Annotated in this window: 26 protein-coding genes; 3 read left to right on the forward strand and 23 right to left on the reverse strand. The window is 42.2% G+C overall.

All coding sequences use genetic code 11. The features are described 5' to 3' along the window. Window positions 1–120: 120 nt before the first annotated feature. On the reverse strand, window positions 121–3,054 hold the full coding sequence (locus HB679_RS00260; protein WP_214069932.1) for a M16 family metallopeptidase: 2,934 nt from the start codon (window positions 3,052–3,054) through the stop codon (window positions 121–123). Between the two features lie 231 nt (window positions 3,055–3,285). Between HB679_RS00260 and HB679_RS00265 the strand changes: the two genes are divergently transcribed. After that, a complete protein-coding gene (locus HB679_RS00265) occupies window positions 3,286–3,954 on the forward strand; it encodes a porin family protein (RefSeq protein ID WP_214069933.1) in 669 nt (222 codons plus the stop codon). A 91-nt stretch (window positions 3,955–4,045) separates the two neighbouring features. Here the strand turns inward: HB679_RS00265 and HB679_RS00270 are convergent, their stop codons facing one another. The 4 genes from HB679_RS00270 to HB679_RS00285 form a co-directional block, all read right to left on the reverse strand. Further along, complete coding sequence (locus HB679_RS00270) at window positions 4,046–4,534, reverse strand: RNA-binding protein (RefSeq protein ID WP_214069934.1); 489 nt, start codon at window positions 4,532–4,534, stop codon at window positions 4,046–4,048. A gap of 159 nt (window positions 4,535–4,693) precedes the next feature. Then, window positions 4,694–5,053 (reverse strand): response regulator, encoded by a 360-nt coding sequence (locus tag HB679_RS00275; RefSeq protein ID WP_214069935.1) that lies wholly within the window; start codon window positions 5,051–5,053, stop codon window positions 4,694–4,696. A gap of 212 nt (window positions 5,054–5,265) precedes the next feature. After that, on the reverse strand, window positions 5,266–6,486 hold the full coding sequence (locus HB679_RS00280) for a BamA/TamA family outer membrane protein (protein WP_214069936.1): 1,221 nt from the start codon (window positions 6,484–6,486) through the stop codon (window positions 5,266–5,268). 87 nt (window positions 6,487–6,573) lie between these two features. Next, entirely contained in the window at window positions 6,574–6,903 is a 330-nt protein-coding gene (locus HB679_RS00285) for a hypothetical protein (RefSeq protein ID WP_214069937.1), read from the reverse strand. 168 nt (window positions 6,904–7,071) lie between these two features. On the opposite strand from HB679_RS00285, the gene HB679_RS00290 reads away from it, so the two are divergent. Further along, window positions 7,072–8,319, forward strand: a complete 1,248-nt coding sequence (locus tag HB679_RS00290; RefSeq protein WP_255547506.1) for a multidrug effflux MFS transporter — start codon at window positions 7,072–7,074, stop codon at window positions 8,317–8,319. Between the two features lie 96 nt (window positions 8,320–8,415). Here HB679_RS00290 and HB679_RS00295 read toward each other — a convergent pair whose 3' ends face one another. The 8 genes from HB679_RS00295 to HB679_RS00330 form a co-directional block, all read right to left on the reverse strand. Further along, window positions 8,416–9,099 carry an ATP-dependent Clp protease proteolytic subunit gene (locus tag HB679_RS00295; protein WP_214069938.1) on the reverse strand — a complete coding sequence of 228 codons (684 nt, stop codon included), beginning with the start codon at window positions 9,097–9,099 and terminating at the stop codon, window positions 8,416–8,418. A gap of 11 nt (window positions 9,100–9,110) precedes the next feature. After that, window positions 9,111–9,383: a hypothetical protein gene (locus HB679_RS00300; RefSeq protein ID WP_214069939.1), complete on the reverse strand. Its 273-nt coding sequence runs from the start codon at window positions 9,381–9,383 to the stop codon at window positions 9,111–9,113. Beyond that, entirely contained in the window at window positions 9,364–9,894 is a 531-nt protein-coding gene (locus HB679_RS00305) for a sigma-70 family RNA polymerase sigma factor (protein ID WP_214069940.1), read from the reverse strand. Before HB679_RS00305 ends, HB679_RS00300 begins: the two co-directional genes overlap by 20 nt. A gap of 63 nt (window positions 9,895–9,957) precedes the next feature. Further along, on the reverse strand, window positions 9,958–10,350 hold the full coding sequence (locus tag HB679_RS00310) for a hypothetical protein (protein WP_214069941.1): 393 nt from the start codon (window positions 10,348–10,350) through the stop codon (window positions 9,958–9,960). Between the two features lie 79 nt (window positions 10,351–10,429). Beyond that, window positions 10,430–10,582, reverse strand: coding sequence for a hypothetical protein (locus HB679_RS00315; protein WP_214069942.1), 153 nt, complete (start codon window positions 10,580–10,582; stop codon window positions 10,430–10,432). A gap of 195 nt (window positions 10,583–10,777) precedes the next feature. Then, complete coding sequence (locus tag HB679_RS00320) at window positions 10,778–11,773, reverse strand: MlaD family protein (protein WP_214069943.1); 996 nt, start codon at window positions 11,771–11,773, stop codon at window positions 10,778–10,780. A gap of 20 nt (window positions 11,774–11,793) precedes the next feature. Then, window positions 11,794–12,567, reverse strand: a complete 774-nt coding sequence (locus HB679_RS00325) for an ATP-binding cassette domain-containing protein (RefSeq protein ID WP_214069944.1) — start codon at window positions 12,565–12,567, stop codon at window positions 11,794–11,796. Between the two features lie 8 nt (window positions 12,568–12,575). Beyond that, complete coding sequence (locus HB679_RS00330) at window positions 12,576–13,382, reverse strand: ABC transporter permease (protein WP_214069945.1); 807 nt, start codon at window positions 13,380–13,382, stop codon at window positions 12,576–12,578. Between the two features lie 314 nt (window positions 13,383–13,696). Here HB679_RS00330 and HB679_RS00335 point away from each other — a divergent pair, with 314 nt between their 5' ends. Beyond that, window positions 13,697–13,966 carry a hypothetical protein gene (locus HB679_RS00335; protein ID WP_214069946.1) on the forward strand — a complete coding sequence of 90 codons (270 nt, stop codon included), beginning with the start codon at window positions 13,697–13,699 and terminating at the stop codon, window positions 13,964–13,966. Window positions 13,967–14,093: 127 nt separating this feature from the next. Here the strand turns inward: HB679_RS00335 and HB679_RS00340 are convergent, their stop codons facing one another. From HB679_RS00340 to HB679_RS00385, 10 genes are all read right to left on the reverse strand, one after another. Beyond that, window positions 14,094–14,795 carry a DsbA family oxidoreductase gene (locus HB679_RS00340; protein ID WP_214069947.1) on the reverse strand — a complete coding sequence of 234 codons (702 nt, stop codon included), beginning with the start codon at window positions 14,793–14,795 and terminating at the stop codon, window positions 14,094–14,096. Between the two features lie 251 nt (window positions 14,796–15,046). Next, window positions 15,047–15,241 carry a heavy metal-binding domain-containing protein gene (locus HB679_RS00345; protein WP_214069948.1) on the reverse strand — a complete coding sequence of 65 codons (195 nt, stop codon included), beginning with the start codon at window positions 15,239–15,241 and terminating at the stop codon, window positions 15,047–15,049. Between the two features lie 4 nt (window positions 15,242–15,245). Then, window positions 15,246–16,700 (reverse strand): PepSY domain-containing protein, encoded by a 1,455-nt coding sequence (locus HB679_RS00350; protein ID WP_214069949.1) that lies wholly within the window; start codon window positions 16,698–16,700, stop codon window positions 15,246–15,248. A 1-nt stretch (window position 16,701) separates the two neighbouring features. Beyond that, on the reverse strand, window positions 16,702–19,020 hold the full coding sequence (locus HB679_RS00355; RefSeq protein ID WP_214069950.1) for a TonB-dependent receptor: 2,319 nt from the start codon (window positions 19,018–19,020) through the stop codon (window positions 16,702–16,704). Between the two features lie 138 nt (window positions 19,021–19,158). Beyond that, a complete protein-coding gene (locus HB679_RS00360) occupies window positions 19,159–19,530 on the reverse strand; it encodes a hypothetical protein (protein ID WP_214069951.1) in 372 nt (123 codons plus the stop codon). Window positions 19,531–19,666: 136 nt separating this feature from the next. Further along, entirely contained in the window at window positions 19,667–20,029 is a 363-nt protein-coding gene (locus HB679_RS00365; protein WP_214069952.1) for a hypothetical protein, read from the reverse strand. Window positions 20,030–20,156: 127 nt separating this feature from the next. Next, window positions 20,157–20,525 (reverse strand): hypothetical protein, encoded by a 369-nt coding sequence (locus HB679_RS00370; RefSeq protein WP_214069953.1) that lies wholly within the window; start codon window positions 20,523–20,525, stop codon window positions 20,157–20,159. Window positions 20,526–20,579: 54 nt separating this feature from the next. Then, on the reverse strand, window positions 20,580–21,482 hold the full coding sequence (locus HB679_RS00375) for a hypothetical protein (RefSeq protein ID WP_214069954.1): 903 nt from the start codon (window positions 21,480–21,482) through the stop codon (window positions 20,580–20,582). A 116-nt stretch (window positions 21,483–21,598) separates the two neighbouring features. After that, a complete protein-coding gene (locus tag HB679_RS00380; protein ID WP_214069955.1) occupies window positions 21,599–22,600 on the reverse strand; it encodes a fatty acid desaturase in 1,002 nt (333 codons plus the stop codon). Between the two features lie 103 nt (window positions 22,601–22,703). After that, a complete protein-coding gene (locus HB679_RS00385; protein ID WP_214069956.1) occupies window positions 22,704–23,696 on the reverse strand; it encodes a YncE family protein in 993 nt (330 codons plus the stop codon). Between the last annotated feature and the right edge of the window lie 18 nt (window positions 23,697–23,714).

Here is a 23,714-nt window from a genome sequence, read left to right on the forward strand (position 1 = left end):
ATACCATTTATTATTTAATAAGTTAAATAATACGAAATTCGCTATACGCTTTTCGAAATAAAATTATATTGTTACACAGGCAGTTAAATTAATGCTTGCTTTACAATACGTTATTATGGTTTAATAGCCAAATAGTTGTTTTATGGCTGGTTTTATCAGCTCACCATATTTTTTCAAATCGTCGTCGTTAACGCGTTTATCAGAAGCAACAATGCAATAGCTATATGATTTACCTTTTAGCTGTTGATCATGGAAATCTTTAATAGTCGCAAAATTCATTTTGTCCAGCGCATCGAAAGTTGTTTTGCGTGCATCGTAGTTTAAGCCAAGACGTTTTGCGTCCAGGTAGTTAAACAAAATGTCATCCTGGGTAATACGGTCGGTCTCGATTGATTTGCGCATGTTCTCTTTAGCATCAATCAAACCTTTTTCTGACTCAGGCATGTCTGTCAATAACTCGTTCATGCTTTTTATAGATTCATTCAGCTTATCTGCCTGTGTACCTATGTAGCCCAGGAAATAATTACGATCATCCTTTTTAGCAGGTGTCAAATAATAAGCATAAGTACTATAGGCCAAAGCTTTCGACTCGCGGATTTGCTGGAAAACCACCGTGCTCATGCCTCCACCAAAATAGTTGTTAAACAAATCAACTTCGGGAGCTTCTTGCGCACTGTAAGCACCCTCGTTGCGGATCCAGTAAATTTCGGCCTGTACCATATCATAGTTAGCAAACAGTACCCGGTTCTGGTCTGCATCAATTTTAACAAAATTGTGTTTCTCAGGGTAAGGTATAAAGCTAGCGGGCGTTTTATGCAATTTGCTTAAAACTAATGCTTCCTGCTGTGCCGTCTGCGGGCCATAATATAATTCGATGTGTTTGTAGCTGTTTAATTTATGCAGGATATCAACCAGGTCCTGAGCTTTCAGGTTGTCCAGTTCATCGTCGCTTAATACATTGTTAAATGGATTAGATGGGCCGTATTGGGCATAGCTTACTAATGCCTGCGCAAGCGCACTTTTGTTCAGTTTAGCATTTTCTCTGGCTTTTTTCATGCGGGCCTTTAAGCCTTCCAGTGCTTGGTCGTCAGGCTGGCAATTGGCTAACAGGTCCTCATATAATTTGATGGTAGCAGCTTGATTTTCCTGCAGACCACTAAAGGTAACCGTCGAAATTTCGGTACCTGCCGAGATGCTATATGACGATGCCAGTTTATAAAACGCTTTACTAAAATCTTCTGCCGATTTTGTTTTGGTACCTAAAAACTGGATATACTGTGCAGCTATTGGTAATAATTTGCTGTTCCAGCTACCCATATCATAACGATAGTATAAACGGAATATACTATTGTCTTTATTTTGCACCGCCAGTAATTCGGTATTGCCAGATTTAGCGCGCTGAATGTCTTTTTGGTAATCCAAAAACACAGGTTTTACTGCGCTTTGTGGCATAGCATTTACCTGTTTCAAGAAATCTGATTGTTTACCTGCATTTACCTCAACCGGGGTAATTGGCGGTTTTTCAACTTTCAGGATATTTTTATCCTCGCCCTGGTGTTTGTAAACAATCACGTAGTTGTTTTCGTTCAGGTACTTATTGGCAAACTCAACAATTTGCGCTTTGGTGATTTTTGAAAGCTCATTAACCGTAGCAACATCGTAGCGCCAATCTACATTGGTTACAAAATCGTTCATCAGGTTGCTGGCGCGATTTACATAACTTTCGTCGTCAACAATTTTATCTTTCTTGGTATTGTTTACAATCGAGGTGATCAGATCTTCCGAAAAGTCACCTTTTCTTAACTTGCTGATTTCGCTTAGCATCAAATCACGCACTTCGTCTAATGATTGCCCTTTGATCGGGGTACCACGCAGCAACAAAACACTGTAATCTTTCAACGCATAATCAGCTGCACTGGCACTCAGCATTTTTTGTTTTTTAACCAAATCAAGGTCAAATAAACCCGCCTTGCCATTAGTTAATATAGACCCCATCAAATCCAGCAAACGTGCGTCGCGGGTAGCTGCGCCGGGGAAACGGAACGCAATGGTCAGACCTTCAGGGTTTGGTCCGTAAACTTCACGTTTTACCGGAGCGGTAATCGGTTTTTCAGGATCAAAAGTATAAGGGGGGATAGGCTTAGCCTTCATGTAGCTAAAGTGGGTATCTACCTTTTTAATGATCACATCCGGGTTAAAATCACCAGACAATACAATGGCCATGTTGTTAGGCACATAGTAAGTATAGTAGTAGTTACGGATAGCTCTTAACGAAGGATTCTTCAGGTGCTCAATGGTGCCAATAGTAGTTTGTTTACCATAATTGTTATTAGGGAACAATGCAGCAAACATCGATTCAAACACCTTACGGTTATCATCATCAAGTCCACGGTTTTTTTCTTCATAAACCGCCTCTAGCTCAGTATGGAAGATCCGCAGGATAGGGTTGCGGAAGCGCTCTGCCTGCAAAGTTAAAAATTTATCAATTGATGAGCTTGGGATATCCTCGGTATAAGCAGTACGCTCAAAAGATGTGCTGGCGTTACTGTTCTGTCCGCCCATTGAGGCCATCATCTTATCATATTCATTGGCGATAGAGATCTTTGCGGCTTCGCCGGATGTTTTGTCAATTTCTTTATAGATCTCTTTGCGTTTTTCGGGGTCCTTGGTGCTATTATATTGCTCGTATAATGCGTCGATCTTGTCAAGGAATGGTTTTTCTTTAGCGTAGTCGGTAGTGCCAAACTTGTCAGTACCCTTAAACATCAAATGCTCTAAATAGTGCGCTAAACCGGTGTGATCTGCCGGGTCGGTATTACTGCCGGCCTTAGTCACAATAAAGGCTTGAATACGCGGCTGTTTATTGGTTGGGCTTAAAATAACAGTAAGCCCGTTTTTTAATTTGTAGAAGCGTGAATGTGTAGGGTCGCCAGTTACGTACTTGTAACTAAAGCCGCCGGATGTGGCTTGTTTCCACGCTATAATAGTTTGTGCTTTAAGGTTTGAGGTAATGGCTGCCAATGCAAAAGCAACCAGAAATAATCTTTGTTTCATGTTACGTGTTTGAACAATAAATATATATCAAAAAATCAGTTAAATAAAAGCGCGACTGAACTTAAAAAGATTTGTTTGGCATACGCCAAATAAGCCGTTTGACGTCATTTTTCAAATGTTGTTACAATGTCACGTAAATAAAATATTAAGAAAAAAATAATTCAGAAATAAACCTTTGCGAAACATACTGCTCTAAAAAGCATTATTAAATAATTATAAAAATATACCGAAATGAAAAAAATTCTCTTTTTTGCTATATGCCTGCTGGTTGCGGGCTCAGTAAATGCACAACGCCGATATTATCATTCGCCGCGCGGTGGCAGTTATGCTAATAACTCCAATGACGATGATTTTTATCAACCAAAAATTGGTTTAGAAATTGGCGGTAACATAGCTAACCAGATCAGCTCAAATTACGACAACTACAGTTCTGGTACAGTAGGCGGTATCAACGCAGGTTTAACTTTTGATTTGCCTATTGTTTATCCGTTCTCTTTCGCACCAGAGGTTTTGTATTCGCAAAAAGGTTATCAAGCCCGTACTGCAGACGGTAATTTTACCCAACGCACCAATTTTATTGATATACCCTTATTGGCTAAATTTAAAGTAGGTCCGGCGTTTAATTTCCTTATAGGCCCTCAATTATCTTACTTGTTATCAACCACCAATACCTATGATAATGGTTTTGATGTAACACAGGAAGAAAATTACGAAAATAGAAGCGGACATAAATCTTATTTAGACGGTGTATTAGGCGTAAGCTTTGACCTAAACCGTTGGGTTGATCTGCACGCTCGCTACACCGTAGATTTGGATAAAACAGACTCGTACGGCAATACTTATGTGCCCGACTACCGTAATCAGGTTTGGCAAATTGGCATAGGCTTCAGATTAAACTAATAAATTTATATCAGCATTAAAAAAGCCGCTCGGGATATCCGGAGCGGCTTTTTCTATTTATGGTCAGCTAAGCAGCCGATAAATTGTTTAATTAACTATCGTTACGACGATCTTTGCCGTAGTTATCATAACCACTGCTGCGTTCGCGATCTTTGTTGTAACCGCCACCACCGCCTTTTTCGCGGTCCTTACCATAGCTGCCACCGCCGCCGCCATAACCACCACCGCTGCTTTTGTCGCGATTGTAGCCACCGCCACCGCTGTTGCCGCCGCGATAACCGCCACCGCCACCACTAGCACCACGGTAACCACCACCGCCACCCGGGCGCTCGGTACGTTCTTTTTCTTTGGCCTGGCTTACAGAAATTTCTTTGTCAAGGATGGATTTGCCATCCAGGTTGGTAATTGCGTTTTGCGCTTCGGTGTCGTCGGGCATTTCAACAAAAGCATAACATTTGCTGCGGCCGGTTTCACGATCCATGATAACGTTAGCCGAACTTACATCGCCGTATGGCGCAAATAATTCAGAAACGTCAGCTGACTGATATTGATAAGGCAGCTTGGCGATAAAAATCTTCATTTAAAAAAAAGTTAAAAGTGTGTTTTAGTTTGTAAAGCTAATATAAGAATCCATATAAAAAGGCATAAAGCCTTCTTTATCAATACGTATTTTAAATGTTAACAAAGCCCTATATACTTTGTTTGCATTTTTTTAAAACAAAAAGTGAGAAATATTTAATTAAGAAATCAAGCCATTAACCTTCTCAACCAGTTCAGTAAGGTCAAATGGTTTGTTAATTATCGCATCGCAACCATAACCAAATAACTCATCGTCATGGTTAATATAAGCTGAGAAAATAATTACGGGGATATCTTTATAGTCGGGGTGACATTTGATCTGCTTACACAATTCGCCGCCGTTAACACCGGCCACACGATAGTCAAGTATAACTAAAGCAGGTGCAAATTCCAACATCATGGGCATTACCTCATCGCCAACAGAAATGCTTTTCACGTCGAAATTCTCATAAGAGAGCGTTTCGTGAACGATGTCCAGAATGTCCTGGTTATCATCTAAAATTAAAATCCGTTTTGACATGATGGAGTTAAAGGTTTCGGAAAAAAAATAAATCGTTTAAATAAATAGTGCTTCGGAAAGGTAACGACTGTGCGCTGAAATTTTATTCGAATTGTTGTAATTCAAAGATAGCGGATTATTTTATAATATAATAAGTTAATTAGTAATAAAATCCGTTATTTTTTGGTTACAGGCCAAAATGTGGCTTTACGATGTTTAAATGATGTTTTATTTTAAAAAGCCTCGCCCAGATTAAGAATGATAGCCGAGTAGTCGCGGCTGCGACCATAATCTATACCAATATTGGTGCCCGATTTTTTGTTGAATTTAACCCGCAAGCCCGCGCCGCCAGCCGGATTCCAATACTTAAATTGCCGGCTGTTAATCTGGCTGGCCGAGTTGATATTGGTAAATGCAACAAAGCCCAATAGCCCATCATCGGTTATATCACGGCGATATTCGGTTTCAAAATAAATCAAACTTTCGCCACGATAGCGGTTCTGCGCAATACCGCGACCTGAACGTTGGTAAGGGTCCATACCGATAGAGGGTAAGCTTAGATAAGGGGTGCCAGATGATAAAGATGTCCAGTAAAAACTCCAAAAGGCGAGCATGTTTTTGGGGCCGGAATTTGATAGCGACAAGTATTTGCGAACATCGACATACAATGATTGCCAGTTATTATCGCTACCCAAAAAAGATGGACTATAGCGATAGATTAAGTTACCGTACCAACCTGGTATTGGATTGAGCAGATTGTTGCGTGTATCATACAGCAAATTCAAACTCGGACCTGAGGAAAACGAGTTTTCTTCTGACGAGGTACCAAATTTGTAATTGGTAAATTGGGCCAGCGATTTGGGATTTCCGTTATCGCTTTCAATATCCATATAATAGTCCAGGTTGTAACCTATACCGGCGAAGAAGTAAGGGGTGATGCGTTTAAGTACGCTTTGGTAAAAGCGCAAATAAACATAATCCACCAAAAATTTATCGCTTGAGGGCTGGCCACCACCCAATCCCCAGGTATACTGCGGATATTTTAATAAACGCGTGTCTCCTTGTATATTATAGCTATTAGCGTTTAGCCAGATATTGGAGTGAATGGGTAAACCATACCTGCCTTTAAAATTAAGATAAGGCGCAAAGGTAACTGTCGAAAGATAGGTGTCTGACGGATCGCCCAGGTAATAACCTGCGGTGGTAGAAGTGATGAGCATCCGGTGATCATTGATCCCCGATTCTGATACGGGTAATATGGAGAAATATAATTTCTTTTTTTCCTGCGGGGATATTTTGCGCGGCTGAATATTGACAAATGATCTAACCAGGTCAATCAGATCTTTTTTCTCAACGGTGTCTATCGGGCGATACTTTGCAGAGCTGTTATCATTTTGCGCCATCAACAAAAAGGGCAATAAACATAACGCAACTGTAAGTAAAGCTTTACCCATGCAAAATAAAACGTAGTTTAAGAGGCTTTAATATAGCTAAAAAAAGAAGAGCCCGCAAAAACATTGCGGGCTCAGGGTTTAATCAAGTTATCGTCTTGACGGCGCTCTGTAAACGTAAGCGTTAGGGTAATGCCCATGTCTACGATAATACGCCGAGCGATATGCTGCTCTTCTTCTTTTTTCAACGGCTTTACGGTGCTCATTGCCAATGATGTAACCACCGCCGGCGCCTACAGCGCCACCTATTAAGGCACCGCCAACACCATGGCCAATAATACCGCCTACTACAGCGCCGCCGGCACCGCCAATAATAGCGCCTTTGCCTTGCGAGCTGATTTTATGTTGTGCTTGTGCAAAATTGGCTGATGTCAAAATAAATGAAGCAATGATGCCTGTATATAATATTAACTTTTTCATGATAAAATAATATTTAGTTATAATATCTAAATCAAATAACACGCCAAAAATTAAATGAGATAAACAGAACGCAGTGGCAATTTTGGTTTGTATATTTTAATAGTCATAATTCGATATGATAGCAGAAATTAATAGCTAAAATCTCATCTTTGCCCAAAATTCGAATAAATGACTGCAGCAGCTGCCATGACAAAAAAGCGTTATTTCTTTACGGTACTGATATTAGGGTCGCTCACGGCGTTAGGTCCGTTTTCTATAGATATGTATTTGCCGGGCTTTCCCGCTATTGCCAAATCACTTCATACTACTACCGCGCAGGTTTCGCTATCGTTGTCAAGTTTCTTTATTGGGCTTGCCGCCGGGCAGTTACTGTATGGCCCTTTGCTGGATAGGTTTGGGCGTAAAAAGCCTTTGTACATAGGCTTGGTGGTTTACCTTATCACTTCGGTGGGCTGTTATTTTTGCGGCGATATTAACAGCATGATTGTGCTTCGTTTTATCCAGGCTATTGGCGCATGTGCAGCGGGCGTAGCCTCCATGACCATGGTGCGCGATATTTTTCCGCTTGATCAGAATGCTAAGATCTTTGCCTTGCTGATATTGATCCTGGGTGCATCGCCCATGATAGCGCCTACAGTGGGCGGTTATATAACCGCTTATTGGGGGTGGCATTTAATATTTGTAGTGTTGGGGGCTATGGCACTGTGTATTCTTCTTACGGTAATCTTCTTTTTGCCGGAGAGTTACAAGCCCAACCCAAATCATTCATTAAAGCCTGGTCCAATAATCAATAGCTTTTTAGGGGTGATCAAAAATCCGCAGTTTTATACTTACGCTTTTGCCGGCGCTTTCTCTTTTGCCAGCCTTTTTGTGTATGTATCGGCTTCACCGATTGTATTTATGGAAATATTTAAAGTAAGCGCCAAAACCTACGGCTGGATCTTTGCCGGTCTCTCTGTCGGCTTTATTGGTGCCAGCCAGGTGAATAACCTGCTGTTAAAAAAATATAAAAGCGAGCAAATCATCTGGGTAGCGCTAACGGTTCAGGTTATAACCGCGTTGGTATTTCTGATTGGCAGTTATTACGGTTGGTATGGTATTGCGGGCACTATTGCTATTACTTTCGTGATGTTATGCTGTGTAGGAACACTAAATCCTAATGCATCAGCCTTGTCGCTTGCCCCGTTTGAGCATAACGCCGGTACCGCATCTTCCTTGCTTGGAGCGATGCAACTAGGTCTAGGCGCGATGATGACTTTGGGCATCGGGATTTTTAAAAGTAATTCTTCTGTTCCTATGGCGGGCATTATGATAACTACTTCTGTGATTGGTTTCTTAATCTTGTTCTTTGGCCGTAAACGGATTGTTAACAAGGTTGATGTGAGTGAGGGTGGAGCGGTTGGAATGGCGCATTAGTATAATTTGTCATTGCGAGCGTAGCGCGGCAATCGCAAGCAGAAAAGCTTAACGCGTACGATTGCTTCGTCGTTCCTCCTCGCAATGACAAAAAAATCATACCAACACCTCATCTATTACCCCAAATTCTTTAGCCTCACTGGCTACCATCCAATGGTCGCGGTCGCAAACATCGTGGACGCGCTGGTAGTCCTGGCCGCTATGTTTGGCAATGATATCGTACAGTTCTTTTTTAACTTTGAGTACCTGGTTGGCGGTAATCTCAATGTCTGACGCCTGACCCTGCACACCACCCAGCGGTTGATGCAGCATCACGCGAGAGTGGGCGAGGGCGCTGCGTTTACCTTTGGCACCGCCACAAAGTAATATAGCTCCAAAAGAAAGCGCCATGCCAGTACAAATCGTCGCCACATCGGGGCTAACCAATTGCATAGTATCATATATACCAAACCCGGCATAAACCTCGCCGCCCGGCGAATTAATGTACATATTGATGTCCTTCTTTGCATCTGTCGATTGCAGGAACAGTAACTGTGCTTGTATGATATTAGCAATATTAGCCTCAACAGCTGCACCCATAAAAATAATACGGTCCATCATCAACCTGGAGAATACATCCATTTGCGATACCCGCAGCTCGCGTTCCTCGGTAATATAGGGGGTCATTGCTTGGGGTAGGGCGCTCTTTTCAACCGCCGAAATATATTGGTCAACCCCGGCAGACGGGACATAGCAGTGCCCCACCGCAAATTTGCGGAACTCGTTTTTATCAATTTTCATAAAATTTTGATTTATTGTTTACTAAAAAGCTGCCTTATTTTTTGGCTGAAGCTTCGGTACTGAGGCTGTGTAAAAAGTTGTTGGTGCAGGGTCTCAATCTCGGCTTTTAATTGTTTGCGCGCGTATTGTTTAATTATGCCATAGGTTTTTTGCTGCCAGATTACCTTATCGGCTAGTTCATTGTTCAGCATCAATTTGGCCTCAAATAATAAAGCTTCACCCGGTGTAGCCGTTTTCAAAATAATGGCTTCAATTTGTTGGGTTTCATTCCATGAAGTCGTCATACGCCAAGGCTTTTTCTTTAATGGTTTCTCTTACTTTTTCAAGGCACTTGTATTTTTGCACGGTAGCGCTGCGTACACCCGAGTAGCCAAACTCTTCGGCAATTTCGCCTAGCGGTAACTCGTCGTAATAAAAGCTTTTGAGCAGCTCCATACACTTTTGTCCGGCAGTACTTAAAAAACGCATCAGTTTGTTGTTGGATGGGTTTTCTTCTTGTTCATCAAAAGCTACATCCAGGTCTGTTAATGGCAAGTTTGAACGGGTTTGACGGTATCTTTTCAGCCATAAATTTTTAGCAATGCCTACCAGGTAAGCCGTATCATTATTTAAAACTGACGGCTGCGCAACGGCCTTTTCATAATAAATAACCAATGCATCCTGAAAAACATCTTTAGCCTCATCAAAACTACCGCCCATGCGGGCAATGTATTTTGCTACCGCCGGGAAAGCGCTTTTGTATAAGTGGATAAAAAGCTCCTGCCGCTGCGTCTGTTTGTTGCTGATGCTTTGCATATTGGTGTCTCTTTATATCGATGTGTCGAAAAGGAGGGAAGTATCACCTTTTATTAAAAAAAATTATTCTTTTACCGCCGTAACTTCAGATCCATCCTTGCCTTTGGTAGAGAAAATGATCTGCTTATCATTAAAATTCTCGATATAAAACGGAAACTCCCGCGTTGTTCCATCGGTCAATATTTCTTTGTATTTAATGTTCTGGCCGTCAATTTTAAAGGTACCATGCGACAACGTTTTGCCGTCCCAGTTAATGATCAGGCTATCTTTGTCAGTGAACTCGATATAAGGTTTTTGCAAGGCCAACGTTTCTCTGCCGACGCTATCCGGCGGGTCTGCAAGCGGGTTGCGCACCCTGATGTATGTCCATTTGCCGTAAAGTTTTTCGGGCGATGCAGATGGTTTACAAGCGGCGAAACATAAAGTAATTGCCAAAAAGATAAATAGGGTTTTCATAATAAATCATCCCTTGATTTTAGAGGATGTTATGGGCTAAGTTACAAACTCGCACATGAATGCAGATGATCCACGCAAATTAGCTGTGTTTTTTCTGCTCTTTCTGTAATTTTTGCTCAGCCTTTTTAACCTCGTCCTTTTCGCTCAGCGGGAAATCAGTCTCAATTTTTGGCGATTTGGAACCCCTTTTTACAGATGCAGGATCGGTTGGTGTTACTTTCGGCGTCTTCATGGTTATGATTTAATGTGCAGGTAGTAAGTATCCCTGCTTATTTATTAAACTTTTGAAAACGGAAAGTGTTTTTGAGGATTTCTGTTAACATCATTGTCATCCTGAGCGTAGCGAAGGATCTTATACGATTTACTCATCGCTTAAATAAGATTCTTCGCTCCGCTCAGAATGACAAACTTTTTATCTAAGCTAAACCTAATTCTTATTAGCTTTCTTAATACTATCGGCTTTAGCTTTTGCTTTATCCTTAAAGAATCCGCGCAGCAAAAAGTTATGTTGAGCAGCTTCCAGGTCCTCGTTCAATTTAACTGATCCTTGTTGCAGGTTATCGAACGTGTTTTGCAATTTAGCCGCCGATTTAGGGTCATTCAACAACACGCCGATGGCGTTGTCGCTACGATCTAATTTATCTGATGCTTTTTTCAGATTTTCGGTAAGAACATTGGCGTTATCCGCCGCAGCTTTTAGCTGACTGGTAGCCGCTTTAATAGTGGCGAAAGTCGCGGTATCGGTCAATAACTTATCGGCTAAACCGCCTTTGGTATTCATTTTGTTGGTGAACTTTTCTAGCTGACTAGCTAACCTGGCAGCACTGGCGCTGGTTTTTTCGAAATTGCTCATCGCATCTTTGAACTGGTTGCCTACGGTGCTATCGGCCATTAAGGTACCTACGGTACCTTTACCTTGTAATATTTTACGGCTCAGCATCTTAAAATCGCCGGTTATGGATAATAAGTTTTGATTGTTTTGTTGCAATACCTTCAACATATCATCAGTTGAGGTCATTTTTTCAGTTTGCAACACATCGCCATCCTGAACAACCGGCGCCTGCGGGCTGCCACCATCAATAACAATGATCTTATTACCAATTAAACCGTCAGACCCAATATGTACACCCGCATTACGGTGCACGTATTGCTGGCTGCCTTCGTCAATACTCATGCGTACATCAACCTGACCCGGCCCAACAAAGCGAATCTTGCTGATACTGCCCACTTTAACGCCCGAGAACCAAACTACATTTCCGGTTTTTAAACCTGCTACGTCATCAAATACGGCGCTGATATGTATGCTTTTTGAGAAAGTTTTAGACTGGCTGCCCAGGGTAAAAACACCGACGATAAATACCAATAAGCCTATCCCCAAGAATAGCCCTACAGTAATCGCGCGTTTATTTTCTGCTTTTTCCATTATGGTAATGTTGTAATAATCTACTTTATAAAATTGTAATCAAAAAACGGCTTAACCCGCTCATCGTTAGTGTCAAATACTTCATCAAAAGTACCCTGACGCTGAAACTGCCCATCCAGCAGCATAGCAATCCTGTCGCCTGTTTGTTTGGCACAGGTTAAATCGTGCGTAATGATGATAGACGACGTTTTATATTTTTCCTGAACCTCATTGATCAGTTCATTAATTTCAATACAGGTGATAGGGTCCAAACCGGCGGTAGGTTCGTCATACAGCATGATCTCCGGGTTTAGTATCAGTGTGCGCGCAATTCCTATACGCTTGCGTTGCCCGCCTGATAATTCTGAGGGCATCTGGTTAATGGTTTTTATTAAACCAACTGCGTCCAGTACTTCATCAACCTTTTCATCTATTTCTTTTTTACTGATGCCTTTACGGTTACGCACCAACGGAAATTCCAGATTTTTACGCACGGTCATACTATCATACAACGCACTGTTCTGGAACGAGAAACCAATGCGGATGCGCAGTTCCTGCAACTCCCTATCGGTAATATGATTGATATCCTGACCCAATACATTTATTGATCCATGGTCGGCAGTTAACAAGCCTGAGATAATTTTGATCAATACCGATTTACCGGTACCCGAACGGCCAAGCACTACCAGGTTCTCGCCCTGGTAAAGGTCAAGATCAATACCGCGCAATACGTGATAATCCTCAAAAGATTTGCGTAATCCTTTGATGGTTATAACCGTGTTATTGTGATCTATGGGTGCCTTTGGCTTATTCATATGTTATGCTAGCGGAACCAACTGGTTATCTGCACTATAGTTATTTCTTCAATAAATATTAAAAACATGGCCGTTACTACTGCGCCATTAGCTGCCTTACCCACACCCTCAGTACCTTTGGTCGAAAAATATCCCTGGTAAGCGCCAACAATGCCTATGGTAAAACCAAATACGATGGATTTGATAAGCGATGAAACAAAATCTGTAAAAGTAAGCGGGTCAAAAAACTCCTGCACAAAAGTGTTGAAGCTGGTACCCTCATTAACCGCTACGTTAATATAACCACCCAGCATAGCCACCAAGCCGGTGTATGTTGCTAAAATAGGGATGGTCAATGTAGTAGCTAATACACGGGTACACACCAAAAATTTAAAAGGCTTGGTGCCCGATACTTCCATAGCATCAATTTGCTCGGTTACACGCATAGAACCCAGCTCGGCGCCTATACTTGAGCCTACTTTACCGGCGGCAATCAACGCCGTTACCAGCGGCGCCAGGGCACGCATAATAGCAATTGACACCAACGACGGCAACCAGGAGGTAGCACCAAACTGACCTAATGAAGGACGTGACTGCTTGGTAAAGATCAAACCCACAATAAAGCCCGTTAATGATATCAGGGTAAAAGAACGCACCCCGGTTTCATAACATTGCCTTACAATTTCCTTAAATTCAAACGGCGGTACAAAGGCTTCTTTAAAAAACCGGATAATAAACTTATTTATATTGTAAAGGCTAACTAAAAATTTACTTAGCCAGCCCGGTTTTTTGGCCTTTTTTTCTGTCTGAAGAGTTGTACTGTTTGCGGTATCCATCAATTGCGACAAAGGTATTAATATGGGAGATATTTCCTGACTATTTAATACAAAAAGTTAATAAGTTTGTTTTAATCAACTCAAAAAATTAATCATTTGATTAATAAGACAAATGTACACTAGTTAATGTTACTGCAAAGTCAAAAAAATGTTGTGCTTATTTTATTTCAAGGCTTTTAAATAGTTCTTTACGCTTGATTTTCATCGCGTTAAGCTAATAAATGCCCGCGATTGCAAACGATTGTATTTTGCCGATAAAATCGAAATTTATTGGCCTGCTTATTGCTTTCGCATCCTTAGATAATAACAAGGTTATGAGCGCATATCAACAAAAATGGCTGGATATTTTGCAAGGGGCAAACCTGCCGGGATGGGATGTAAAGGCGGTTAGTGAAGGGATTTATGTTGAAATGCCGCACGTAACCGACCTGAAATTAATACGGGATATTTTACCAGAAACACTGGCGGCATTATCATTAGACATTGACGTCCCGAAATCAAGGCTTAAGTTTTATTTCCATAACGGTTATGAAAGCTTTGACTACATTTTAAATCCGAATGATAAGGATTTGAATGAGGAATGAAATTCTGAATTACAAAGAAAATGTCATTTCGACCAGCGGGAGAAATCTATACACACGCAATTCTAAGCATTGTATAGATTTCTCACTCCGTTCGAAATGACATCGCTATTTTAGGAACTATTATCTTTTAGCAATCCCCGCCAACCTCGCAGCTATCGCCTTCAATTACATTTAGAGCGACAGGTTTGGTAGCTGTCCACTCGGTATATGCTTTCTCTAAAGTTTCAGTAAAGGCCTCTACCGGTTGCGCTCCGGAGATACCGTATTTCATATCCAGCACAAAAAACGGAACCCCGCGCACACCTAATTGCTGTGCCTGTGCTATATCCTGATTTACGTTGATAGCGTATTTGTTGCCTTTCAACGTATGCGCTACTTCATCTTTATCTAAACCTATCTGCTCGCCTAACTCGGCTAAAGTTTCATGGTCGGCTATGTTTTTACCTTCGGTGAAATAGGCATTAAACAAGGCTTCTTCGGCTTCGTCGCCCAAGCTATTTTGTTTGGCCAGGTGCGCAAAACGGTGGGCGTCGAAACTATTAGCCACTATGGCTTTGTCAAAATCATAGGTCAAACCTACTTCGGCAGCCATTTGGGTAACATGATCATTCAATTGTTTGGCATGATCAATAGTAATGCCTTTGATGTCAGCCAAATATTGGTTAATGTTGATAGTTGGATCTGTTACCAGGTTTGGGTTAAGCTGAAAGCTTTTCCATTCAACCTCAATTTCGTCTTTATGTTCAAACTGCCCTAGGGCCTGCTCAAAACGGCGTTTGCCGATGTAGCAGAAAGGACACATTACGTCGCTCCAAATTTGTATTTTCATAATACAAAGTTACCATGCCGGTTTTAAGGCACGGTAACCGTAAAGTAAAATAAAGGGGTTGGGTATTTGTTCTCAACTACCCAACCGTCACGTCATCGTGAGCGAGGAACGAGCGTGACGATCTCCGGATAAACAGGTTAAGCAAGTCGGTCAGAGATCGTCACGCTAGCGCTCACGATGACGTGGTGTAAATGATGTTATTATGCCTTTTAATTATAGAGAATGAGACAATTCAGGATGATAAAGCATAATTACTTATCGGTATCCCGCTCCACTAGCTGCATACCGCATTTTGGGCATACGCCGGGTTTATCGCTGCCCAGATCAGGGTGCATAATACAGTAATATTTGTAATGTTTTTTTGTGGTCGATTTATCTTTTGTCGCATTACTGCAGCTAGTCAAACCCATACCCAAAAATGCTAAAGCTATTAATACCGATCTCATCTGCTTATTTATTTTTGATAAATGCCGTCAACCCCAATAACGAGGTAACCAGTACAGTAAGTGCCGCTAGTATACTTACAATGTCGCGAATATCTTTACCGGCCCAGGTCATCCAGAAAAATTTATGGAGGAAGATAAAACTGAATCCATCTACCCGGTCAATGCCTGCCACCTTGGTAGCCAGTTTGGCCGACGTAGTTTCGATATACCAGTTCTCGGCATTTGGATAGCTAATGCACTGCACGGGCAAACGTTTATTGATAAATCCGTATTCCTCGTTAAACTGTCCGATACGCTTAATTAACGGTCGACCAACAGTTTTACCATCGCCATAATAGGCACTTAAAAAATGGGCAAATTGCTCATCGCCGTTGGCTAACTCGGCGCCGCTAGCAGCATCGAGGTATACAATTTGTTTCTTTTTATTAGTGATCTGATAGTAGGTACGGCTATCAAATTTTGCCAAACCGATGCGCCTGATATTGCTGTCTGCCAAAGGCAATTGCAGATTGGATATGGTTAAATCTTTATGATCGATCAGTTGCGCAAAGTCTGCTTTTGCAGGCCCGTTGTCTACCAACTGCGTAACGATGTGAAATGCCCCGCTTATCAAAAACATAAACATGATCAGCGAGATGCAAAGCCCAACCTGCCTGTGGTAGCGATGAATAAACCTGCGATCATCTGTGCCTTTCTGACGATGTTTCTCGGTAACCGATTTAAAGTTTTTCCAAAAGAATGCATAAATCGTCAGTCCACTTAGCAAAGCCAAAAACATAAAGCTTACCAGCACCAGCATCACCGCCAGGCGGAAGGTATTGCCGCCAATATCAACCAAAAACTGCCAGGTATGAAACTGCTCAAAGATCCACAGGAAAGCTTTGCGGGTGTTATTGTTAAACGTACCCATGCGGCTTTGGCTGGTTTCCACATAAATATCCATGCCATCCGGGCGATTTAAGGATACTTTCCAAACAGGCAGCAAGTGATTGATGGGCTGATATTGCCCATCGAACGATGTTTGCTTTTTAATGCTTTTAATGGCCGACGTACTGTCCTGTGTAAAATAGCGGGCGAGGTAAATAGCATATTGTTGATCGCCGCCGGGCAAAATCCGACCGCTGATAGCAGAATAATAATTATACGAGCTATCGGCACCAATAACCTGGTAGTAAGCCGTTGTATTAAATCGAACCAAAGAAAAATTTCTAAGCTGCGCGATGTGGTTTTGGTCAAGCACTTGTTGGATGCTCAACATAGGCTTCAGCTCGCTTTGAGCGGGCTGTTCATAAACCTCGACCGGAATATATGGCCTGAACCAATTAGACATGAACGGGTGCGACAAGCCGCTAAGCGTCCAGAAAATTACCGGTACCAGCGCGGTTAAGCCAATAATGCGGTGCCATTTATAAAACCTGCGTTTGGCGGCCGAATTGGCCGGTGCTAACTTTTCTTTCATATCAATGTTTTGCAAATGAATAGTTAATGCCTACAGCGATAGTGCGCGGAGGAGCGGCGTTGTAAGTATCGCCGTATTGGCTGCCGGTTACCGTAGTGGCATATAATTTATTGGCCAGGTTAAGCGCATTAACCCAAATGGTAGCGCCTTTTAAACGTTCGCCTTTCAAATCGTAACCCAGGCGCAGGTTAAAGACATCATAGCCCGAGTAGGTCTTGGTATTAGCCGGATCGGTATAGTATTTATCAATATGCTGCCACTCGCCGGCAATTCTGAAACCGGGCAGGTAATAAGGTTTATAGGTTAATTCTGAATTAGCAATCCAGGCAGGCGCATTGTTCATGCGTTTGCCATCGTAATTTATCGTGTAATTGGTGTTGGTGGCATAATTTGTTGCCACCTCGCTATACTGCACATAAGTATGCTTAGCGTTGGTGCCGCTAAAGCGGAAACTCAGATCGCTCACCGGAGCATAGGTTACCGAATACTCAATACCCTGGTGCCGTGTAGCACCGGCGTTTTGATTTTGGGTGGTGTTGTCAGGCAGTAACTGGCTGATGATCTCATTATGCCCCTCCAAATCATACAAACTTACCTCGATGTACATTTTCTTATTCAGGGCGGACATCCAGCCACCAACTTCGTAGTTGTTGAAAGTAGCTTGTTTCAATGGCGTTAACTGGCGCGCACTGTATAGGTCGCCGGTTTCAGGAGGTTGGAAGCCGACGCTGTAGTTGGCGTAAAAGCCTTTGTTGTTGCCCAAATCATAAGTCAGCCCCAGTTTAGGCGCTACGATGTTGAAATCATTGGTTTCCTGTTGTTTGTATTTTGTCCCGGTGGTTAATCCGTTTTGAAAGTTGTAATGCACGCGGTCATAACGCAAGCCAGCTACAATACGCAAGGGTTCAATAGGATTGATCTCATACTGTGTGTAAGCTGCTGTATTAAATAGTTTTATGGTGTAGTTATCAATGTAGGTCCCGGTGTTCACAAAGCCGGTATAGTAGTTATTTGCGATATCTTTAGTGATGTTCAAATACTGCGCGTAGTAAGAACTCGGACTGTCATCCACATACAAACCCGCAATCAAGCGCGAGTTCAAAAAATCAAAATTGCTTCGGTGCTGCGCCAATAAACCAAAGCTGTGAAAACGCTGATCGTTCACTTGTCCGTTACTGCTCAGGTAGTTTCCGGAGCCGTCGCGTACGTCGGCAATGTAATAGCTGGGTAGCTGGGCGGTTGAGTTATCGCGATAAAAAGCAGTCACCGAGGTGTTATTCTTGTCGTTCCAGGCATGCTCCAGTTTGGCGCTGGCTCTGAAAGCTTCTACTTTGCGGTAAGTAAAACGCTGGTTAGCGCCATAACTGCGGCTGTAAAAATGCGCGCTATCCAGGCTACCCGGTGTCTGGGTATTCAAGTAATTGTAAGCCGCCGATGCGGTTATTTTGGTGCGATCACTAACTGCGTAGGTTGATTTAAAATTGATGGAATGCTTATCAAAATCAGAATAATCCTGCCAACTGTCTTGCTGATGCGAAGTATAACCGCCCACGTACAAACCAAATTTGCCCGAGGTGAATCCGGCATTGGCATCCAGTCTGATGTAATTATGATTATCGCCTTGCAAGCTGATATTCCCCGACGGTACCGCCGGCGGATTTTGCGTAATAAAGTTTATGGCACCGCCAATAGCGTTACTGCCATAAAGCGACGAAGCGGGTCCTTTAATTACCTCTATATCTTTCACACCGCTCATATTGATCTCATACAACGAGTTATGATTAAAGATCCCGGTAGGGCGAATAGGCAAACCGTCCTCCATATACAAATACAAGGCATTGTACGTGATAGGCTGACGAATGGCCATGGTATGCTGCTCATTACCCAGATCGACCATATAAACACCCGCGGTTTTGTTTAACAGCTGATATAGCGCAGCGGCTTTGGTATCCTGAATTTGGGTTGAAGTGATTTTGCTGATGGCAATAGGCGCTTCCTGCCTGGCTTCTCCCTCGCGACTGGCGGATACAATTACCGGTTGCAAATCGACGGTTGAAGGTGTTAACTCAATAATGTTATGATCGGCACTAATGGTCACGGTCCTCGTGGCATAGCCAACCATGCTTATTTTAATGGTGCTTGTCGCGATGGTAAATTGTCCTTTAACATTCGTTTTTAACGCGATGCCATTTTCACCGCTAATAGTGGCGCCGGCTAATGGCTCGTGCGTTATGGCATCGGTTACGGTGCCGGTTATAGTTTGGCCAAATGCCGTGATCGTAAACAGGCTCAGTAAAAAATATAATAAATATACTTTCATGTAGATATATAGTAGGGAGTTGCCTCCCGGATGAAGAAAAATGGTGGAATGGATGAATTAAACAGTGATATGAGCTAATGACACGATACACCAATGGCATAGCGTCATCATCAAACAATAACACTGTAAAAGAAAAGATTAACCCAGTTGAGGAGGTTGGAAGATAGTACAGCTGCCGGCAATGCCCTGCGGACTATGGTAAGGGGTGGAGATTGTGTCCAATAATTTGGTATGGAATATTACATCCAGCGTAGCCGAAAAAAATACTTCCTGGAAAAGGTTTTTCTGTGACTCGCGCGAATCGGTTTTCTCGGCATCCTGCGCGGCTTTGATCTTTTTCATGAAGTAGCAATGCCCATTACAATGCAGCCAGGGCTTATCGCGGTTTTCGCAAAGGGTAGAGGCTATATATTTTTTGTTAAGCTCAAACCCCGCATAAACGAAGTACCGCGACAGGTTTACTGAAACCAGTGCAACCAATAATACTATAGCGGTAACCTTTCTGAGCATGCTGCCGCAAAGGTATGTGCGGGGAGGCAGAAAAACAAGAACCAGCCCCCTCTAAATCTCCCCCGGTAGGGGAGACTTTTAATTTATTGTCAATATTATTAAAGCCCTCCCTACCGGGGAGGGTTGGGTGGGGCTCTTATTTATCCCGTTTCAAAGTCGACTTAAAAGTCTTGCCATCTATATCGGCAGATACTACTACCGAGTCGCCGTAATATTTGCCGGTGTGGTTAACCACTATTTTGCCGGCTTTCACGGTAAAGGCAAATTCACTGCCCGATAAAACGCCGTCGGCAATAGGCAATTCATTACCATCAGGCGACTCTACAGTACCTGATAGCTTATTGCCATCAACTTTAAAATTGTAAACTAAAGACAGTTCGTCTTCCTGGGTGATTTTTACGGAGCCGGTCCATTTTCCGTTTAATCCGGTGATTGCAGCAAAGCATGCAATGAAACTACAAAATACTAACAGTGTGGTTGTTACGATTCTTGTTTTCATAATCTTGAGTAGTTTTATTTAAAGGTAGATTGCCCTTGTAAATAAAAAATTACCCTTCGATTAAGTAAACAACAAGTTAAGTTTAACTTATCTGTTAGTATTAAGTTTACGTTGTGTAAATGCTATCTTACTTAGCAGCAGACGCCCTGGTCAATTTAGAACGCAATTTATCGCCGGCTAAATTGGCTATCACAATAACCGAATCGCCATAGTATTTGCCTGTACTTTGTACTACATCGCCATTAAAATCAACTTTAAAGGTGAAATCTTTATCGTTGGTTATTTTGCCATCGTAAATTTTCAAATCGTCTTGCGGGGTTTGTACTACGCCGGTTAGTTTGTCGCCATCTACCTTAAAAATATAAGTAAGCGCTACCTGATCGCCACTACTGGTTACAATATCGCCTTTCCATTTACCGGTTAGATCTGTAATGGCTGCAAAGCAGGCCAGCACAGTGCTGAATAACAATGCAATAGTTAAGAGTTTTCTTTTCATAATTTTAGTGTTATAACGTTAAAATTATGATATTCTTTCAGTAAAAGAAAGAGCTTAGGGAGTTTTGTAGAAATAGATGGGTGCATATACCCCCTCGCTGGTAGTATAATAACCACGACCATCGGGTGTAAAGCCAATAGCTTCGCCTTGTTTTTCCTGCTTATATTCAGGTTCTGCTGGTGTTCGCTGCAAAGTTTGCCACATAGGCTCATTAGCCTCACGTTTCCAATAATAAACTTTCTCGTAACTTCTTAACAGCACTTGTTTACCGTCTTTGGATACATCGCCCGCAGTGATCCATTTAAAAGGTTTGTAGCCCTTAAAAAACAGCTTGGCACGATGTGTTAGCATTACTGTATCACCGGCTTTGTAGTTAAGTGGACTGGTGTAAACACTCACTGTATCATGCCTTTTGGAAACGATATAGATCAATTTTTGAATAGGGTCAATCATCAACGTTTCAGCGTCTTTCGGCCCGTCTGGATATTTTAGATGAATGGGTGTAGCAGCTACGTTGATATTACCGCCCTTGGTCCAGCTGCTTTGCTCCGGAACGCGGTAAACCGTCAGGTATTTGCGCACAGCCGAATTATCGCCAATGTCGCCCACATAGACATAGCTTTTATTCTTATCGGGGCCGGGGCCAACAGCAATGTCCTCACAATCTTTAACGCCTAGTCGTTCGGTCGGATCGCCTTTGTAATATAAAGTCGTTATGAGTTTACCTTCGGGTGTTATCGCAAAAAAACGACTGGTGTCGCCGCTATCATTATGCACGTAGTAAATGTCTTTATTGACTGATGATGCTGCAATGCCGGATGTTTCGTCCATTGCTTTATCCTGCAAGGTGCCTGTCTGCACTATCTCGTGCGCTAAATACCTATGCCGCGCAAAGGCCCCTAAAAACAAAAGGAATATGGTGGGGATGAGGATATTTAACTTTTTTGCTCTGCTCATGGGGGGCTGAGTTTTTTTTGCAAAGGTATTTAAAATAATTTAACGGGTTTATTAGAGTGATTATTACGAATATGCTATAAACAACAAAGGCTCCTTTGCAGGAGCCTTGTTTTATATTAGTTTGTTGCCATTTCGGCATCGGGTTTTGAAATGTCTGTCAAAGCAACTTTACCTCTTTCTTTACGCAGGATACGGTTAAACAAAGAGATCTCTTTGTCAAACAAAAAGCGGAAGAATAGCTTGGTCCATGATTTGTGACTATAAAGCGTGTCATAGTACTCAGGCGCAGTCTTTTTAATCTCCGGCAATTTGTTCCACGGTATAGAAGGGAAATCATGATGCTCATTGTGGAAGCCTACATTAAAAGCAACGGTGTTTAAGCCGCCATAGTAGCTGTAAGTTTCTTGCTCAACGCTATGGGTTAAATAATGCTCCTGGATCCAACGGGCACCAAGCGGATGCAAGCCAACCGAAAAAGAGAAGCTTAACAACAAGTAAGCTAAAGCGTGCCATCCCAGGAAATAATAAATAGCTCCGGTAAACACAATTTGTACGGCCAAATTAGCTACAATCCATATATCAAATGTCTGGATCTCGCGCAATCTTGAAAGACGAAAGATCTGGAACAGTGGGTAAAACAACAACCAAAGCGCTTTACCTAAAAAAGAATTATTAATCAGCTTTGCTTCCCAACGGTTTGGAAGGTCTGCATCCAGCTCATGCACGCCCTGGAAAGAGTGGTGTTTGATATGATATCTTTCGAAAGAAATTGAACTTGGGAAAATTTGTGGCATGTTAGCCAAAATACCTGCCCAACGGTTAGCCGAGCGGTTTTTAAATAGTAATTGATGTGCGCATTCATGAATCATTACAAACAACGCATGATCTGCAAAAGCACCTAACAAGTAGGCAGCGCCGAAAACCAACCACCATGACTGATCGCGCAAGAAGTAGGCTAATACCAGTTGAATGGCAACCAGGCCAATAATGGCCCAGATGGTATTTGGATTTTTGCCGATCAGGCTGCGCATGCCCGGAAATTGTTTTAAAATTTGTTTGGTCCGGACGCGGTGAGGTTCTGATACCTGCGAGTAAACAAAATCTGTTTTTTTAGTCATAAAATTTTATAAAACCATTAATTTAAGCTGGTTTAGGGGTATTATATTAATAACTCAATTCCCCAATAATAATTATAAAATTTTAAATATTAGTTATAAAAATCTATTTCTGTTTATAGATCAACAGCTTAAAAGTATTTGGCAGTGCTTTGCGTGTGCCCGGCTCAAACTCTGCTACGCTCAGGTAAATTTTATGCGTTTTAGTGTCTAAAGCCATTGTTCTGGCCTTGGTTTGCGTAACTAAAGTTTGCACAACACGGTAGTCATCAGCGCTTTCTTGTTTAATGATGGTTACAGTTCCTTCACCGTTCGACGAGAATGCCAGTTTGGTTTCAGGGTCAAATGCAACGGCGTCCACACCTGCACCTATTGGAACAGTAGCTACCACTTTGCCTGTGTTAACGTTAACAACTTCCAGACCTTTATTTGCGCGGCAAACCGAAAAAGTACGCTCTGTTTTCGGGTCGAAAGCGATGCCGGTAGGGCCGCCGCCGGGTGCCAGGGGATAGTTTTTAATTACCTTCATGGCTTTTACATCTATCACGTTCAGGCTGTTTTTATCTTCAAGGTTATTATAGATCTTGCCTTTGCCATCGCTGGCCGCAAACTCGGGGCCGCCGCCCAATGCGATGGTGCCAACTTGCTTAAGGGTATTAGGATCAACAACTGATGAATTATTGCTTTCGCCGTTAAAACTATATACACGGTCTGAATAAGAATCATAAATAATAGCATCTGGTCCGTTAGCTTCGGTTAATGCTATGGTTGCTATAGTTTTTAATGTTTTCAAATCGAATGCTACAACTGCGTTAGCTCTGCCATCACTGATAAAACCTTTATTGGCTTTATTATCTATTGCGATGCCGTGTACGCCTTTCATGCCGTCAATAACACCAATTTGCTGCTCTGTTGCCAGATCGACCACGTTTACCATCGTACCGTGCGACACATATAGGCGGTTGTTTACTTTATCTATAGACAGGTAATCATAACCCGCATCACCGGTTAAGGGTATGGTTTTATCTAACACATAAGTCTGGGCATAGGTTAGGCCCGCCAGCAAAAGCGCTGCAGATGTAAGGATGATTTTTTTCATGGTCTAATTTTTTCTGTA

Origin of the sequence: Mucilaginibacter sp. dw_454 (genome assembly GCF_018449775.1) — a bacterium.
Taxonomy (GTDB): Bacteria; Bacteroidota; Bacteroidia; order Sphingobacteriales; family Sphingobacteriaceae; genus Mucilaginibacter.